Genomic DNA, 14,606 nt, shown 5'->3' with positions numbered 1-14,606 from the left:
TTCGTTTCCCCCGATGATGAAATGGTATTTGATTTCAAAATCCAGAGTCAGTATAACACACTTGCCGTCTTGAGACATATTATTTTTTTGTAGACTTTGTAAAAATACGACACATTATGTCACATCAGCGCAATTTTTCTTGGATTTTCGTATGTTCAGCTAACAATTCCTGGTGCGCTGACCGTATCAATTCCAATTGACGGGTCTTGTTTTCCACTAGTTTCGGGACCAATTCGCGCAGTTTCGCCAACTCTCCGCTGTGCCGTGCTGTTTGAATCTGTTTCGTGAGCGATTCGTTCGTCTTGTGCAGACGATGCGCCTCGCGCAGTTTGTCATGAAACGCGGTCAGGTCTTTTTCCAATTGTTCCTTGAGCTTCAGATCGCCCGATTCCCGGACGAGCTTGCGCAGCGATTTTGTCTCTTCGCGCATCTCGTGCATCTCCGCACGGATCTCCAAATCGAGTTTGCGAGATTCTTCAAAGTGTTTGCGGAACGGTTCGAGCGCTTTGTCGTTTGTGGCGTGCGTTTGTTTGGCCACTTTGAAATCAGGGATCAGCCCGTCGGTGCCGACGGCTGCGGCGTGGTTCTGAAACGCCGGGGTCGCAAGCAGCAACGCGGTTGCCGCGAGGATACGCCCATTCTTTTTCATCGTTCGTCACCTCAGGGGTAGTATACCCATCCCGAAATAGAAAAAACCTGCCACTTGCGGCAGGTTTTTCGCGTGTCGTTTTTCCGGTTAATTGTCGAGGATCTCCATGTGCGACAAACGGGCGTCTTTACCCGAGAGCCGACCGATTTTGGTCATCTGAATGATCCGGGAGATCATCGCGTCGACCGTCTTGGACTGTTCTTGGAACGGACGGTAGACGGCCGGCGGCTCGTAGTTGGACGTGAACAGCGTCGGCAGTTGGTTGGAGAAGCGGTAGTTGATGATGCGGAACATCTTGTCCAGCGTAAATTCGTTGGCCCGCTCTTGGGCGAACTCGTCGATGGCGAGCACGGGAACGGTGCAATATTTTTCGATCACCGTCTCCATCTCTTTGCCGGACGCAACGCTCATCCGCAGCTTGTCGAAGATCGAATCGGCGCGGACGAAGATGTTCGGGACTTTGCGGTCGTCGAGCCGGTTGCAGATCGCCAGCATCAGGTGCGTTTTGCCGACGCCCGGCGGGCCGAAGATATACAGCCCTTTTTGCGCGTCGCTGAGGTTTTGGCGACCGGTCGTGAACGCTTCCGCAAACTCCATCGCCGCCGCGTACAATTTCGGATGTTTGCGCGCCTGTTCGACCGGGTAGTTGTCGAAACGGTAGCGTTTGTCTTCCTGCGTCTTTTCGGAGAATTCTTTGAGATTGTCGATCTCGCGTCGCTCCACAAACTTGAGGTATTCGTTGCAGTGCGTGGTGCGCACCGTCAATTGACCGTTGTAGACGTCGAGCATGTCGTAGTGACCTTTTGCGTCGCCTTCTTTGCCGCACTGGTCAAACCCTTTGCAACTGCCGCACACGCGCTCTTGTTTCAGCAGGTCCAGCAGGAGGATCGCGCCTGCTCGAATCGTCTGATCATCCACGCCCAATGTGCGTACCTGCGGCAGTCGCTCCCGGAAATAATCCGGTGTGTAGGCAGACTGTTGTTCTTTGAAACGTGCGCCAAAATTCAGGGTCGATCCGATGTGTTGCATGCGGCTCCTCCTCTCCGTCTCTTCAAAAATCAGTATACATAACATACTATGCGCCGGAGCTTCTTGCAACCGGCGCATCAGGGTCGTAACAGGTGTATGCCTTGCGATTCCGGCTTCAATTGCAAGATACGCGTCGAAACGCCGGAACGGGCAAACGATTGTCGCATCGCATCGCCGACGCGCAGCCCTGCGTCATCGGTGAACGCGATCAACGACGGGCCGGAACCGCTGATCGTCACCGCAAACGCGCCGGCCGCTTTGGCCGCTTCGATGGCGAGTTCGCTGCCTTTGATCAACGGAAGCCGATACGGCTGATGGAGGCGGTCGGCCATCGCGTCGGGCAGGATGCGGGCGAGTTCCGCCACGTCCCCTTTGGCGAGCGCCGCCACGACCAGTGCGGTGCCGCACACGTTTTGCACCGCGTCGGCAAACACCACTTCGTTTGGCAGCACGCGCCGGGCCAGACCGGTCGAGAGCATGAAGCTCGGCACCGCCACCACACAGTGGAGTCCTTTGGGCGGGTCAAATCGCACTGCGTGCACCCGCCGTGCATCGCCGCCCCCGTACAACCCGCTGACGACAAATCCGCCGAGGACTGCCGGCGCCACGTTGTCCGGGTGGCCTTCGATCTGCACGGCGAGGTCGAGCAAGTCTTTACGGGAGATGTCGCGCCCGTCGATCAGCGCAGCCGCATAAAGACCGCTGACGATCGCCGTGGCACTGGAGCCAAGCCCCCGCGTGACCGGGACGTTGTTGTTCAGGTGCAGGCGTACCCCCGGCGGTTTGCTGCCCCGCGCCTCAAAATAGCGGGCAAAGCCGCGATAGGCGAGGTTGTACTCGGGGGTGCGCGGCACGTCGTCGACGCCTTCGCCGGACACTTCGATGCGGATCGAACCTTGCGACCGCTCTTCAAATTCCAAGATGTTGTACAGGGACACAGACATCCCCAGACTGTCGAAGCCGGGACCGAGGTTGGCCGACGTCGCCGGCACTCTGATCCTGACACTCATCGCGGTGTCCCCTCCCCGTTAGCTGTAGCCGACGATCTCCACTTTGCGTACGCCGGTCATTCCTTCCAGCCGCTCGACCAATTCATCGAGCGAGCCGGACAGGTGTTGGACGTCGATGGTGGCCGTCACATGAGCCGCCTGACTCATCGGAATCCCTTGGTTGATCGTAATGATGTTGCCGCCAAACTGGGCGATGTTGTTCAGCACGGAGGACAGACTCCCCTGACGATGTTCCAAGATCATCGACAGCGTGACCGGTCGACCGTTGCCTTCCTCTTCGTATAAAAAGACGAGATCTCTGTATTTATAAAAAGCGGAACGCGACAAGCCGACAGCATTCACCGCTTCATGTACCGTATTCGATTCGCCGCGCGCCAACATGTCTTTGACGAGTACCGTCTTGACCATCGCTTCCGGCATGATATCTTCTGCTACTAAGTAAAAGCGTCTGCGCTTCGAACTCAAGGAGAAATCCCCCTTTCCAAAAAATGTTCGTCGTATATAGAGTATATTCCATGTTTAGAAGACAGTATAGCCCCTATCTCGAGATCTCCCCCCATTCCATGCAAAAAACCTCTCCAACGGAGTTGGAGAGGCGGTGACCGTTTAGTGGGTCGACACAGAGGCGGTTCCTTCACGGCGCAGTTTGACGTTCGGCGACACGGACGGCGAGAAGGAGATCGCGCCTTCCATGTAGATCTGATGCCACATCATGAACATCAGCACCGTCCAGACTTTACGCGAGTTGTCGCGGACGTTGTTTTTGTGGTCTTCGAGCAGTTGCAGCACGTATTGCTTGTTGATCAGGTGATCGACCTTGCTCTCGTGAATCAGCTCGCGGGCCCAGTTGTAGTATTCCTTTTTCAGCCAAGCGCGGGTCGGCACCGGGAAGCCGAGCTTCGGACGCTCTGCCACTTCGCGGGGCAAGATGTCTTTGACAGCTTCGCGGAGCACGTACTTGGTGGTGCCGTTCATCATCCGGTAGCGGGACGGGATCTTCGCGGCAAACTCAAACACTTCCTTGTCGAGGAACGGAACGCGCAGCTCCAAGGAGTTGGCCATCGTCATCTTGTCCGCCTTCATCAGGATGTCGCCCGGCAGCCAGGTATGGAAGTCGATGTATTGCATTTGGGTGATGTCGTCATAGTGGGCCGCCCGCTTATAGAACGGATCGGTGATATCATAATAACGGCGCAGACCGAGTTTGTCCGGGTCGAGATGGACAAACTCCTCTTTCATCTGTTCGCCAAAGATGAACGCGTTGCCGACAAAACGCTCTTGGAGCGTCTTGCCGCCTCGCATGAGGAAGGAGCGGCCTTTCATCCCTTCCGGCAGCATTTCAGCCAATCCCCCGAGCGTGCGGCGCATCGACATCGGCAGATAGTCGAACATCTTCAGGGACATCGGCTCGCGGTAGATCGTGTAACCGCCGAACACTTCGTCCGCACCTTCGCCGGAGAGCACGACCGTGATATAGCGGCTCGCCAGTTCGGAGACAAAGTACAGACCGACAGCGGCCGGATCGGCGATCGGCTCGTCTTGGTGATACATCAGTTTGGGAAGGACGTCGAGGTATTCCTTGGCCGAGATGATCGTGTCGCGATGCTCGGTGCCGAGGATCTTCGCCGTCTCACGAGCATAATCGATCTCCGATTGACCGCCTGCTCCTTCGAAGCCAACAGTAAACGTCTTGACCTGTTCCAACTCTTTGAGCAATGCGACAATCGTCGACGAGTCGACGCCGGAGGACAGGAAGGCACCGCGCTCCACGTGGGAGTTCATGTGAACTTTCACTGAGTCGCGCATGATTTCTTTCGTTCCTTCAATATAGTACGAGAGCGGCTTTTCTTCTTCTTCGAACTTGAGCTCCCAGTAACGTTCGATCTGATGCTTGCCGTTTTTGATCAGCATGAAGTGACCGGCCGGCAGTTTTTGGATGCCGCTGAACATCGTCATCGGGTCGGGCGCGTATTGGAACGTCAGGTAGTTCCAGAACGCCTCCTGGTTGACCTTCCGTTCGACACCCGGCGCTTCCAGCATCGCTTTGATCTCCGAGCCCCAGACAATCGAGTCTTCCGTCTCGGTGTAGTAAAGCGGCTTGATGCCAAAATGATCACGGGCGAGCAGCAGTTGCTTTTCACGGGAGTCGTAGATGGCAAACGCAAACATGCCGCGCAACATTTTCACGCAGTCGACGCCTTTTTCTTCATAAAGATGCACGATGACCTCAGTATCCGACTCGGTCTTAAACTGATGACCGCGTTCGATCAGCCATTTGCGCAGATCTTGGTAGTTGTAGATCTCGCCGTTGAAAGAGATCCACACTCTGCCGTCCTCGTTGGCCAGCGGCTGGTGGCCGCCTTCGAGATCGATGATCGACAGACGGCGAAACGCCAGTGCGAGATTGTCTTCATAATGAACGCCCGCGTCGTCCGGGCCGCGATGCACGATGCGGTCGTGCATGCGTTCAATCGCCGCCGGATCAACCGGGCGGCCGTTTTTATTGTACATACCCACGATGCCACACATCTTTGGGAACCCCTCTTTCCGTCAACAACCATCATCTTTACTTCTTTAAAGACCATATTGATCTATTCTACGTCAATGCGTACGATTGGACAAGTGATCGACGATCTCGGCTGTGATCACTTGCACGTCTTTGCCGGTCGTGTCGATGTGGACCTCTGCAAAATCGTACAATCCATCCCGCTCGCGCAGCAAGCGTTCCACCCGTTCGCGCAGCCCGTCCTGCTCCGCGCGAAGCAAGGGTCGATTCGGGTCGTTCCCCACGCGGCGCACGATCTCGTCAACGGTCGCCCGCAGGCAGACGGTGACGCCGCGGGACGCCATCAACTCGCGGTTTGCCGCCGCCAGCACGGCCCCGCCGCCGGTGGTGATCACCGCCAGAGGCCGCTCGGCCAGTTCCGCGAGCGTTTCGCTCTCGACCCGGCGAAAATACGCCTCACCATGCTCTGCAAAGATCTCGGGGATCGTGCGGCCTTCGCGCGCCACCACCGCTTCGTCGATGTCGTGCAACTCATAGCCGAGTTCGGCAGCCAGATGTTGACCGATGGTCGACTTGCCTGTGCCCATAAACCCGATCAGGAAGATACAGTCTGTCATAGTATTCGCTCCGTTTCACCGTTTTCGGAACCATCGTAACGTATATAAGACGGAACCGCCAGAAAAAAGTTACTGCTTTTGTAAGAATTCTCCCCGAGAGTTGAAGATCTATCCAGCCACTTCTATGATAAACTAGAGAATAAGAAAGGAGCGATGCAATCATGTGGGATCAGTTGGTTCACTGGATGGGCGAAGCGACCCTCTGGGATTGGATCTGGCATATCGTCGCGGTTTTGATCACCCTTTATCTGAGTGTTCCAGGTCTATGGTGGCCTCAGTTTGAGAAATATGTTCTGAAGAAAAAGAAAGGCGAAGATCAGGACAAGCAAACGTCCGATCACATGCCGGTCAACCCGAAATCATAACATCTTCTGAAGGATTGCTCCGTCTCGTGCGGAGAATCCTTTTCTTGTTTTATATCAGAATGTTCCGCCTATTAATCGATCTCATATTTTTCGACATCGTGCCGATTCTTTCGCCATCCGCCGACAGAACTTCCTAGTAAATGTCGAAAGAAAAAAGTAGAGATCGATCAAGCGATTGCATATAATTCTAATGTTCACACCTGTTTATGACGTTCTTCTAGGAGGAAACGCGATGAGTATTCAACGGCTCAACCGGGAAATCGAAGGCTTGCGCTCCGAGATGATCCGCGTAGCCGAACATACAGGCAGTTTGGTCGACCCCCGGGTGATCGCGTTGAGCCAGCAATTGGACCAACTGCTCGTCGTCATGCAGCGTCTGAAAAGGTCGGAGCAAAAGCTCATGCCCGATCACCGAGCTGTCGCTTCCAAACACAATGCATACGGCGAACGCTTTTCATAATCAGGTGTCCGACACAGAACACGTAGCGGACACCTTTTTTTATTGCCATTTTTGCGCATACTCTCCTATAATAGCGACCCATTTTGTGGTACATTTAATGAAATCAGACCGACAGACTGTCATTCATTTTGTCGAATTCAATAGAATGAGAATCAATTGAACTCCCCTTTAGTTTGGAGGTGCAGTACAGATGTTAAAAACGATCGCACTCATGGCGGCGTTGGCTTTCCAGTCCGCGGCCATACCCGCCACAACTGTCCCTGCCATTCAACCGGAACTGCGCTTCCCCGTGATCAGCGACACGCATGTCCAGTCCTGGGACACACGCTCTCAAACCAAATTCAAACAGGCGTTGACCGATCTGCACAACGTCGCCCCAAAGTCGGACGCGATGGTGATCACCGGCGACCTCGGCAACGGCCAGCCTGCCGACTATGCCGCATTGAGCGCCATTTTGAGCGGAACACCGCACCCTGCGCAGACGCTGTTCACCATCGGCAACCATGAATTTTACAAAGCTTGGATGAATACTTCCGGTCAGTTCAGTGAAAAGACATTCCCGAACGGCGAGACCGAACAGGCGTCGATCACGCGCTTTCTGCATCTGACAGGCGAGTCAAAGGTGTACTATGAGCGGTGGATCAAAGGCTACCACTTCCTCGTTCTCGGGTCGGAACAATACCGTCAGTCGAACCCGGCCAATCTGGAGAGCGCATGGTTGTCCAGCGGGCAGCTCCATTGGCTGAAGGAAGAATTGAAAGAGAAGAAGGAAGCCAATCGGCCGATCTTTGTGTTTTTGCACCAACCGATTGAGCAGACGGTGCAGGGCGAGGAACTGCGGGCGATCTTGGCGGAGCACCCGGAGGTCATCTTTTTCAGCGGACACACGCATACGTACCTCGGGCATCCGAACACCTTGATGCGGGATCAGTTTACCCGTGTCAACACCTCCTCTGTCCTCGATCCGGTCAACGGCGCAGATCAACAGATCTCGCCTGAGCAAAGCGAGGGGATGGTCGTCTCGGTGTATGATGACAAAGTGGTGATTCAAGGCCGAGACTTCCACGGCAAACGATGGATCGAAGGGGCACAGTACCTGATTCCGTTGCTGACACCGACCGATCAGAAGTTATAAAAGTCAGAGCAGACCGTCAAGAGCGTCTTCCCGCTCTTTGCGGTCTTTTTTTATTTGGCTGTGGCGTGTGAGACAGAGTCACCCACGAAGCCGCTGCTTTGCAAGGAAACTTCGCCGTTCAAGTCGGTGATTTTGTACCTGTACGTCCCGTCGCCAAAGGGGATCGAACCGCTGTCTCCACGCCAGTCCGGGTCTCGGTTGTGACGTGCACGGGCGGCAGCGAGACCGGAGTCGGCCAGGAGGGCCGCCTGTTCGGAGCGGATCGTATCGAGCGTGATCTGCAGGTCCGTTTGGGAGAGGTGGATCAGGGAGCCATAGAGCAACAGGGCGAAGGTAAGCAAGGAAACTGGAAGCAAGAGGTTCATGGAAGAGCCTCCTTTCCGACGAGGAGTTGGTCGACGGTCACCTCCGAACGACCGACGACGATGGTGAAGCGAAGTCGAACCAGTTTGCCTGTCGGATCAGGGGTAAACGTACAGGAGCCGATTTTCGATCCGATCACGGAGGTACCGACGATGGATTCGTCGCGCAAGAGAAGACCGGTCGTGGAGACATGATAGCGGATCAGTTGATCATGGGCGCTGAGAAAATACAGCCCGTTCGGCTGCGCGGCAAACTGACGTCCGTTGCGGATCTCTCGTTCGACACGTTGCAAGAGCATCAGCGCTTGCTGTCGCGCTTCCAAACGGTCGACTGCCCGGTTCCACTCGCCGGTCGAAGCTGTCAACCCGGCAGCGATCACAGGCAGGAGCAGTCCGAGGATCGTCAAGGACATGATCATCTCCAGCAAGGTAACGCCATGATCATCGCTGTGGCGATGCACCCGTCTCATCGGTCTCACCCATTGTTCATTTGCACGGCAACAACCCCCATCGCGGTTCACGATCTCACTCTTGCAAAACGCAGTCGAGCTTACCTGTTCACCGACTTTGCAGCAAATCCCATCGCTGTTCACGTCTGCGACCTCCCTCCTGCCAGGCGTAGACAAGCGTGATCTGCAGGAGTTCGCCTTCCTCCGTGATTCGTTCGGTCTCGTGAACGGGGATGCCCGCGATGTGCAGATCGCGTTGATGCACTCCGACTTCAGCGATGCGCGTGCGGGCTTGCAGTGTCGCAAGCGAGTTGTTTGCCTCGCGGGAGACGGCGAACTGGATGTCAGCTTGTCTCTCCAGAGAGCGGGCGACCTGCGACAGCTGTCCGATCAGCAGCACCGCCAGCGACAGCACGAGCAGAGCGCACAGCGTTTCCACCAGCGTGAAGCCGCGTTGATCCCGGATCATCTCGGCTTCACCCCTTCGTACACGACGTTGCCGTACGTGACCTGCACCATCACATCGGCCGCTTCTTTTGCGCGATTGGTTAAACGCACGCCGCCACCGCCGGTCGTCACTCCGTTCGGATCGAATCGCAGCCGACTCGCCGTCTGTTCCAGATACCCGTTGCGATATTGCAAAGTCGGGGACAGCATCACCCGTTGCCGATTCACACCGCCTTGCTTTCGCATATAGCCCGGTGTAAACCGGTCAAACACGATCTCCCGCACCTGTTGCCGCGACACGGCTGCCGTCTGCTCACTGCGGATGTCGGCCGCGACCCGCCTTGCAGCCGCGTCGATCTCATAGTGCCCGTACAGCCGGGTCACCCCCGGCAACAACAACGCAAACAGAAAGCCGAGGAGCATCAACACCAGAAGGAGTTCGAGCAACGTATAGCCGCCCTCCTGCCCCCTCATTGCCCCAAAACTCCGTGCACGGTACACTCCACCGTCGCACTCGTTTTGTCGGCCGCCACCGTGATCGCATACGTTCCGCCGCTCGGACAGGACGGACTGGTCTGCAAATATTTGAGATCGAACATCTGCTTCAACTTGTCCGCATCGGATGCTCCCGTCGGATAGCCTTTTTCTGAGAGATAGTAGTTTTCCAACTGCGCTCTCAGCAAGCGCTGATTCCCTTCACATGTGGTGACCTGCGCCTTTTCCCCCGTGCCCCGCAGATGAGGCAGTGAGATCGCGATCAACACCGAGATCACAAACACCGCAATCGCCAGTTCAATCAGTGTAAAACCGCCTTGGTTGCGCCACTTTTTCATGAGATGATCCATCCTCTCGCTGTGCAGTTGTGTATTAAATTGTCTGAAGCAAATCCATCATCGGCCACAGCATCAACAACGCGACCAGTCCGGTGAGCAACCCGGCTCCGAGCAGAAGCAACGGCTCAAACAGTTTGAGCAATCCATTCATCATTCGACGGCGTCTTTCGGCCAACTCCCGCTCCGCTGCCAGCAAGGACCGGGCCAGATCCCCGGTCATCTCCGCCACGCGAACGGTCAATGCCAGCGTTCGGTCGAGTTCCTCTTCGGCCAACGCTTCCCCGAGCGGTTGTCCGGTCAGGACTCGGCTGCGCACTCGAACGCACGTCTCCCGATTGCGCGGTTGCAACGGCAGTTGCGACTGCACGTGCAACGCCTGCGCCAACGGCAGTCCGCCGTCGAGCAACAGCCCGAGCGTCGCCGCCCATTCATGCGTGCGGTCAACGCGCAACCAACTTCGGAGATAGGGCAACCGATGGCCGACTTGCAGCCAGGCGAGTTTCGGTTTCTTTCTGGCAAACACGGCGACCAGCACAACGAACGGGATCGACAGCAGAATCAAAAACGGCCCTGCCTTGGCCGCCCCAAACAGCATCTGTGTGCCTGTGCCCACCGTCAATCCCATCCCGCTGTACAGCGCGGCAAATCGCGGGATGACCACTGCGAACAAAAACAGACATAGCACCAGCAACAACGCGACGACCAGCAAGGGATAGCTCATCGCCTGCATCCGCTCTTTCCGCCATCGGGCCCTCTCCTCGCAATAGTCGGACGCGCGGAACAAGCTCCCTGCCAAGTCACCGTTTGATTCGCCCACTTCGACCAGCGTCTGCATCATTAGCGGAGCCCCTTGCGTCTGCAAGACGGACGAGAACCGCCGCCCTTCACGCAGCGCTTGACAGATCGACCTTGTGCGGTCCGCTTCCCGGCGCGGACCGTCAGCCGCCAGAAAGTCAAGTGCTTGCAGCATCGGTACACCGGCATCCAGCAGCCGAGCCAACCGACCGGCCCAGCGTCCCCATCTGACCTCTACCATCACTCCACCCTCTCTCCGAGCAACCGGTCATAGACCTCTTCGTCGATCAGATCGCGATCCAGCCACTCACTCAACACATCGGGCAACAGCCGGGTCCCGTCGCGACGCGCCCGATGGATCAATTCCTTCGCATCCACCTTGTTCAACAGACCCGAGCGGATCGACTCGCTGATCGGCAGCAGCTCAAACACCGCTTTCCGACCGCCGTCCTTTGTCTCGACGAGCCGTTGCCCGACCACGCCTCGCAACGAAGTCGCGATCACCTGCGGCTCCACCCCGAGTTCGAGCAAGCGAAACAGCGCACCGATCGCGCTGTCGCTGTGCAGCGACGAGAGCACCAGATGACCGGTCAGCGCCGCTCGGGCTGCCACCTCAGCCGATTCGAGATCGCGGATCTCGCCGATCATCAGCACATCGGGGTCTTGCCTCAACACGGAGCGCAGCGCATGGGCGAACGTCAGCCCGGTGCGCGATTGGATCTCGACCTGATTGACCCCCGGCAGTTTCACCTCCACCGGGTTCTCCAGTGTCGACAGATTTACGCTCGCATCCCGTCGATGCAGCAGCGCGGCGTACAGCGTCGTCGTCTTTCCGGAGCCGGTCGGTCCGGTGACCAACACCATCCCGTGGCGAGCCTCGATCCAAGACAGGAACTGCCGCCGCTGTCTGGCATCGAGACCGAGCTCGTCCAGCGGGCGGGCTCGATTGTGCAGCAGGCGCAACGCCAACTTCTCCCCATGGATCGTCGGCAGCGAGGAGACGCGCACATCCACCGCCTCCCCGTCGCTCAACTCCACCCGAAAACTGCCGTCCTGCGGCAGCCGCCGTTCCGCGATGTCCATCTGTGCCATCAACTTCACGCGCGGCACCGCGCTTTGATCAAGCCCCTCCCCGGCTCGCCATTCTGTCAACTGTCCATTCAGTCGCACCCGCACCCGATAACGGTCTTGATCCCCCGGCTCGATGTGAATATCGCTCGCACCGCTGGAATAGGTCTCGCGAATCAAAGGCTCGATCGGGTCGACGGTGTGTTGTTCTTGGTGTTTGGACATGGTGATTGTCACGTTCCTCTCTCGTTTTGGGTTGGCGGATGCGCATCCAATGACGTTTTACCATCATTACCCGGCTTGAAGGAAGGGGTAATTTAAAAGAAATTATATTCAATAATCTAATCCATTGGATTTGATACACTGTTCGAAGGAGCGGTTTTAACAGACTGCCTGTTCGTTAATTATGCGGGTGAAGAGAGAAAAATCGTGTTGAAAACGAGTAGCCCCCCTTGAATCACACAGTTCTACAAATGCAGAAACGAGCACAGCGAAAGATCGCCATGCTCGTTTGAAATGTCCCGCGCGGTTTCTGATTCGAATCAATGTCTCCTTTCTTTCACTCAATGGAAAGAAACGGGTGATCTCCTAGAAAATCACTGTCCCCTCGCACGTGTAAAAGTGTCACCTGACTCTGATTTAAAAATCGAATCGGCAACCGGCTCGTCCCTAAACCGCTGTCGATGTAGAGGATCGTGCCATTCTTCAAAGGGAAGATTCCTTTGTCGTAGTCGGGAAACAATTTTTGCCCCGGAGCCACCAACGCACCGAAAAAGGGGAACCGGATCTGTCCGCCGTGCGTGTGCCCGGATAGGATCAAGTCGGCGAGGGCGTGCAACTCCCGGCGAATGATCATCGGGTCGTGAGCCAGCAGCAAAGTGAAGCGACCTTCCCGTTCCATCCCCTCCCAAGCTTTGTCGAGGTTGTCTCGTCTCGTATGAGGATCGTCGACGCCGGCGATGTTCAAGGTGACATCACCGACAGTCAGCGTCGTGTGCGTGTTCCCAAGCACCCGTACGCCCCGCTGTTGCATCTCTTGCAGCATCTCGCGGTATCGTTTGTGCTCCCAGTCGTTATTGCCGGAGCAAAAATACATCGGGGCTCCCGTCTGACAAAGGGCGTCGATCAGGCGGTACACCCTCGAAAAGTCCTTTTCGTCTCCGTCGATCAAATCCCCCGTGATCGCGATCAGATCAGGACGCATCGCGCTCAATTGAAGCAGAACATCATCCGACAGGGCCAAATTATGCAAATCGGTCACCTGCAGGATCTTGACTTCCTCTCTGCCTTTCAGCCGCGCCGTCCTGACCTCCACCTCCGCAACCCGGGTCCACCTCGTCTCATACGAGATTCTTGCGATCAGTAGCCCTACGATCGCCGAAATCAACATCAAGATCCACATTTGGGACCCCTCCCCCCACATGTCACTGAACAGTTCCTTTTCTCTATACAAACGTTTGAAAATCCCTTTCGTTACAATCTTTCCCTGTCCCTCACCGAAAAAAGTCCTTGATCCCGTACAGGATCAAGGACTGACTGCTGTCAGGCAGACCACGAGACAAAATCCCGACTCCGGCGGCGGCCTGACTTTGGCAAGCGGAAGGACCAGCAGAGAGCGACGAGCAGGAGGAGCAGGACGATCAGGAAAACGGCTTCATAAGAGATCCGGTCAATCATCGAGGCGCTGAAGATCGGCAGGATCGCCAGCGGCGCGCTGCAGGTGTTGAGATAGGCCACAAACCGGCCCCGCGTCTCATCGTTTGAGATCTCCAAGAGATAATTTGTGCAGCCGATCCATCCCGCCCCCGCGACGCCCAGCAGGAAGAATCCGAGCCAGACCCAGTATTGCACATCGATCGCGTGCGGACCCGCTCCGAGCTGTCCTGCGAGCAGGATCAGACCGGGCACACAGGCGCTGATCATCACGGTCAGCGAGATCGTCGCGCGATTGCCAAGCCGCGCACTCATCGAGCCGAGCAACAGCCCGCCCGCGATGCCGCCGATCACTTGGGCGAGCACGAGATCGCCGACGCTGGCTTTTGCAAACGCTGGGAGGCGCTGCACGTAGAGGATGTAAAAGGGCATCGCGGTCTGGTGCAGCCCGAGCAGCGTCTGCACGATCAGCAAGCGACGAAACGCGGTGTTGTGCCGCCATGTGCGCAGCAGATGACCGCGGCCGAGCCAACCGGACCCGTTTTCTTTTGGCTCGATTCGTCTACGCGGGCCTTCTTTGACATATAAGAATGACAGTGTGGAGACAAACAAGAGAACAAACGCAAGCGAAAAGATCACGATGAAATTGCCCGGATAGGGAAACTGCTGCGGGTGCGCCAACACGTGCTGGATGACGAGGCCGCACAAAAAGGCGCCGATGCCGCCAAACGTCTGCATCAAGCCGAACAGTCGTCCGTGGTTGTGCGGCGAGATGGTACGTCCAAAAACGTCCATCCACGGGACTTGGATGATGCCTTCCCCGAGCGAAAACATCGTGTAGCCGAGGAAGAATGCCAGCATGACGATCTCCGGACTCATCCGGTTCACCATCGCAAGGATGACGAGGAGAAAAGCGAATCGACAGAGCAGATAAGTCCCAAAAACGAAGCGGGTCAAACGGGGAATGCGCGGCAACCAGCGCGCGATGAGGAGTTGGGGCAGGATAAATCCCACTTGGCGGATCGCAGTCGCCAATCCGATCCACAGCGGGGAGCCTCCCAGTTCTGTCAGGAACAACGGGATCAGGATCGTGGCATCCAAAAACGTCAAGGCGATGTTGTAGAGCACGCCGTCGAAGGATAACATGCGAAAATTTCTTCTCTCCAGCGCCGAACTGAACCAGTTGGCACGCATACGAGAATAAGCCTCCTCTCTCCTGTCCCACAAC

The 14,606-nt window shown here is 56.4% G+C and carries 18 protein-coding genes; 3 read left to right on the top strand and 15 right to left on the bottom strand.

Translation table 11 applies throughout. The features are described from left to right. Nucleotides 1-124: 124 nt before the first annotated feature. The 6 genes from OS242_RS15930 to OS242_RS15905 all read right to left on the bottom strand — a co-directional run bounded on the left by OS242_RS15930 (nucleotide 125) and on the right by OS242_RS15905 (nucleotide 5,811). Nucleotides 125-649 (bottom strand): MICOS complex subunit MIC60, encoded by a 525-nt coding sequence (locus OS242_RS15930; protein WP_267152688.1) that lies wholly within the window; start codon nucleotides 647-649, stop codon nucleotides 125-127. An 87-nt stretch (nucleotides 650-736) separates the two neighbouring features. Continuing rightward, nucleotides 737-1,678 carry an AFG1/ZapE family ATPase gene (gene zapE / locus OS242_RS15925; protein ID WP_267152687.1) on the bottom strand — a complete coding sequence of 314 codons (942 nt, stop codon included), beginning with the start codon at nucleotides 1,676-1,678 and terminating at the stop codon, nucleotides 737-739. A gap of 77 nt (nucleotides 1,679-1,755) precedes the next feature. Continuing rightward, a complete protein-coding gene (thrB, locus tag OS242_RS15920) occupies nucleotides 1,756-2,688 on the bottom strand; it encodes a homoserine kinase (RefSeq protein ID WP_267152686.1) in 933 nt (310 codons plus the stop codon). Between the two features lie 18 nt (nucleotides 2,689-2,706). Next, nucleotides 2,707-3,153, bottom strand: a complete 447-nt coding sequence (locus OS242_RS15915; protein WP_267152685.1) for an ACT domain-containing protein — start codon at nucleotides 3,151-3,153, stop codon at nucleotides 2,707-2,709. Between the two features lie 141 nt (nucleotides 3,154-3,294). After that, a complete protein-coding gene (gene asnB, locus OS242_RS15910; protein ID WP_267152684.1) occupies nucleotides 3,295-5,217 on the bottom strand; it encodes an asparagine synthase (glutamine-hydrolyzing) in 1,923 nt (640 codons plus the stop codon). 72 nt (nucleotides 5,218-5,289) lie between these two features. Further along, nucleotides 5,290-5,811, bottom strand: a complete 522-nt coding sequence (locus tag OS242_RS15905) for a shikimate kinase (protein WP_267152683.1) — start codon at nucleotides 5,809-5,811, stop codon at nucleotides 5,290-5,292. 161 nt (nucleotides 5,812-5,972) lie between these two features. Between OS242_RS15905 and OS242_RS15900 the strand changes: the two genes are divergently transcribed. The 3 genes from OS242_RS15900 (at nucleotide 5,973) to OS242_RS15890 (ending at nucleotide 7,771) form a co-directional block, all read left to right on the top strand. After that, nucleotides 5,973-6,176 (top strand): hypothetical protein, encoded by a 204-nt coding sequence (locus OS242_RS15900; RefSeq protein WP_267152682.1) that lies wholly within the window; start codon nucleotides 5,973-5,975, stop codon nucleotides 6,174-6,176. A 232-nt stretch (nucleotides 6,177-6,408) separates the two neighbouring features. Further along, the gene (locus OS242_RS15895; protein ID WP_267152681.1) at nucleotides 6,409-6,636 is read left to right on the top strand and encodes an aspartyl-phosphate phosphatase Spo0E family protein; all 228 of its coding nucleotides are present in this window, start codon (nucleotides 6,409-6,411) and stop codon (nucleotides 6,634-6,636) included. Nucleotides 6,637-6,826: 190 nt separating this feature from the next. Then, complete coding sequence (locus OS242_RS15890) at nucleotides 6,827-7,771, top strand: metallophosphoesterase family protein (protein ID WP_267152680.1); 945 nt, start codon at nucleotides 6,827-6,829, stop codon at nucleotides 7,769-7,771. 50 nt (nucleotides 7,772-7,821) lie between these two features. Here OS242_RS15890 and OS242_RS15885 read toward each other — a convergent pair whose 3' ends face one another. The 9 genes from OS242_RS15885 to OS242_RS15845 all read right to left on the bottom strand — a co-directional run bounded on the left by OS242_RS15885 (nucleotide 7,822) and on the right by OS242_RS15845 (nucleotide 14,572). Then, entirely contained in the window at nucleotides 7,822-8,136 is a 315-nt protein-coding gene (locus OS242_RS15885) for a hypothetical protein (protein ID WP_267152679.1), read from the bottom strand. Further along, nucleotides 8,133-8,603, bottom strand: a complete 471-nt coding sequence (locus OS242_RS15880; RefSeq protein ID WP_267152678.1) for a PulJ/GspJ family protein — start codon at nucleotides 8,601-8,603, stop codon at nucleotides 8,133-8,135. Before OS242_RS15880 ends, OS242_RS15885 begins: the two co-directional genes overlap by 4 nt. Nucleotides 8,604-8,691: 88 nt before the next feature. Beyond that, nucleotides 8,692-9,051, bottom strand: a complete 360-nt coding sequence (locus OS242_RS15875) for a prepilin-type N-terminal cleavage/methylation domain-containing protein (RefSeq protein ID WP_267152677.1) — start codon at nucleotides 9,049-9,051, stop codon at nucleotides 8,692-8,694. Further along, nucleotides 9,048-9,503, bottom strand: a complete 456-nt coding sequence (locus OS242_RS15870) for a hypothetical protein (protein ID WP_267152676.1) — start codon at nucleotides 9,501-9,503, stop codon at nucleotides 9,048-9,050. Before OS242_RS15870 ends, OS242_RS15875 begins: the two co-directional genes overlap by 4 nt. Beyond that, entirely contained in the window at nucleotides 9,500-9,862 is a 363-nt protein-coding gene (locus OS242_RS15865; protein WP_267152675.1) for a competence type IV pilus major pilin ComGC, read from the bottom strand. The genes OS242_RS15870 and OS242_RS15865 overlap by 4 nt, the downstream gene beginning before the upstream one ends. A 34-nt stretch (nucleotides 9,863-9,896) precedes the next feature. Next, nucleotides 9,897-10,898: a type II secretion system F family protein gene (locus OS242_RS15860; RefSeq protein WP_267152674.1), complete on the bottom strand. Its 1,002-nt coding sequence runs from the start codon at nucleotides 10,896-10,898 to the stop codon at nucleotides 9,897-9,899. Continuing rightward, on the bottom strand, nucleotides 10,898-11,962 hold the full coding sequence (locus tag OS242_RS15855) for a GspE/PulE family protein (protein WP_267152673.1): 1,065 nt from the start codon (nucleotides 11,960-11,962) through the stop codon (nucleotides 10,898-10,900). The genes OS242_RS15860 and OS242_RS15855 overlap by 1 nt, the downstream gene beginning before the upstream one ends. Nucleotides 11,963-12,284: 322 nt before the next feature. Continuing rightward, nucleotides 12,285-13,127 carry a metallophosphoesterase gene (locus tag OS242_RS15850; RefSeq protein ID WP_267152672.1) on the bottom strand — a complete coding sequence of 281 codons (843 nt, stop codon included), beginning with the start codon at nucleotides 13,125-13,127 and terminating at the stop codon, nucleotides 12,285-12,287. A 140-nt stretch (nucleotides 13,128-13,267) separates the two neighbouring features. Beyond that, nucleotides 13,268-14,572, bottom strand: coding sequence for an MFS transporter (locus OS242_RS15845; RefSeq protein WP_267152671.1), 1,305 nt, complete (start codon nucleotides 14,570-14,572; stop codon nucleotides 13,268-13,270). Nucleotides 14,573-14,606: the final 34 nt, after the last annotated feature.

Source organism: Tumebacillus lacus, from assembly GCF_026410385.1.
Lineage (GTDB): Bacteria > Bacillota > Bacilli > Tumebacillales > Tumebacillaceae > Tumebacillus > Tumebacillus lacus.
The sequence above is the reverse complement of the archived record's forward strand: the minus strand, read 5'-3'. Positions and strand labels throughout refer to the sequence as shown.

What these genes read in the sequence shown, in the direction of transcription:
- OS242_RS15930 (WP_267152688.1), bottom strand. Translation starts at nt 649, where the DNA reads ATGAAAAAGAATGGGCGTATCCTCGCGGCAACCGCGTTGCTGCTTGCG.
- zapE (WP_267152687.1), bottom strand. Translation starts at nt 1,678, where the DNA reads ATGCAACACATCGGATCGACCCTGAATTTTGGCGCACGTTTCAAAGAA.
- thrB (WP_267152686.1), bottom strand. Translation starts at nt 2,688, where the DNA reads ATGAGTGTCAGGATCAGAGTGCCGGCGACGTCGGCCAACCTCGGTCCC.
- asnB (WP_267152684.1), bottom strand. Translation starts at nt 5,217, where the DNA reads ATGTGTGGCATCGTGGGTATGTACAATAAAAACGGCCGCCCGGTTGAT.
- OS242_RS15905 (WP_267152683.1), bottom strand. Translation starts at nt 5,811, where the DNA reads ATGACAGACTGTATCTTCCTGATCGGGTTTATGGGCACAGGCAAGTCG.
- OS242_RS15900 (WP_267152682.1), top strand. Translation starts at nt 5,973, where the DNA reads ATGTGGGATCAGTTGGTTCACTGGATGGGCGAAGCGACCCTCTGGGAT.
- OS242_RS15895 (WP_267152681.1), top strand. Translation starts at nt 6,409, where the DNA reads ATGAGTATTCAACGGCTCAACCGGGAAATCGAAGGCTTGCGCTCCGAG.
- OS242_RS15890 (WP_267152680.1), top strand. Translation starts at nt 6,827, where the DNA reads ATGTTAAAAACGATCGCACTCATGGCGGCGTTGGCTTTCCAGTCCGCG.
- OS242_RS15885 (WP_267152679.1), bottom strand. Translation starts at nt 8,136, where the DNA reads ATGAACCTCTTGCTTCCAGTTTCCTTGCTTACCTTCGCCCTGTTGCTC.
- OS242_RS15880 (WP_267152678.1), bottom strand. Translation starts at nt 8,603, where the DNA reads ATGAGACGGGTGCATCGCCACAGCGATGATCATGGCGTTACCTTGCTG.
- OS242_RS15875 (WP_267152677.1), bottom strand. Translation starts at nt 9,051, where the DNA reads ATGATCCGGGATCAACGCGGCTTCACGCTGGTGGAAACGCTGTGCGCT.
- OS242_RS15870 (WP_267152676.1), bottom strand. Translation starts at nt 9,503, where the DNA reads ATGAGGGGGCAGGAGGGCGGCTATACGTTGCTCGAACTCCTTCTGGTG.
- OS242_RS15865 (WP_267152675.1), bottom strand. Translation starts at nt 9,862, where the DNA reads ATGAAAAAGTGGCGCAACCAAGGCGGTTTTACACTGATTGAACTGGCG.
- OS242_RS15860 (WP_267152674.1), bottom strand. Translation starts at nt 10,898, where the DNA reads ATGGTAGAGGTCAGATGGGGACGCTGGGCCGGTCGGTTGGCTCGGCTG.
- OS242_RS15850 (WP_267152672.1), bottom strand. Translation starts at nt 13,127, where the DNA reads ATGTGGATCTTGATGTTGATTTCGGCGATCGTAGGGCTACTGATCGCA.
- OS242_RS15845 (WP_267152671.1), bottom strand. Translation starts at nt 14,572, where the DNA reads ATGCGTGCCAACTGGTTCAGTTCGGCGCTGGAGAGAAGAAATTTTCGC.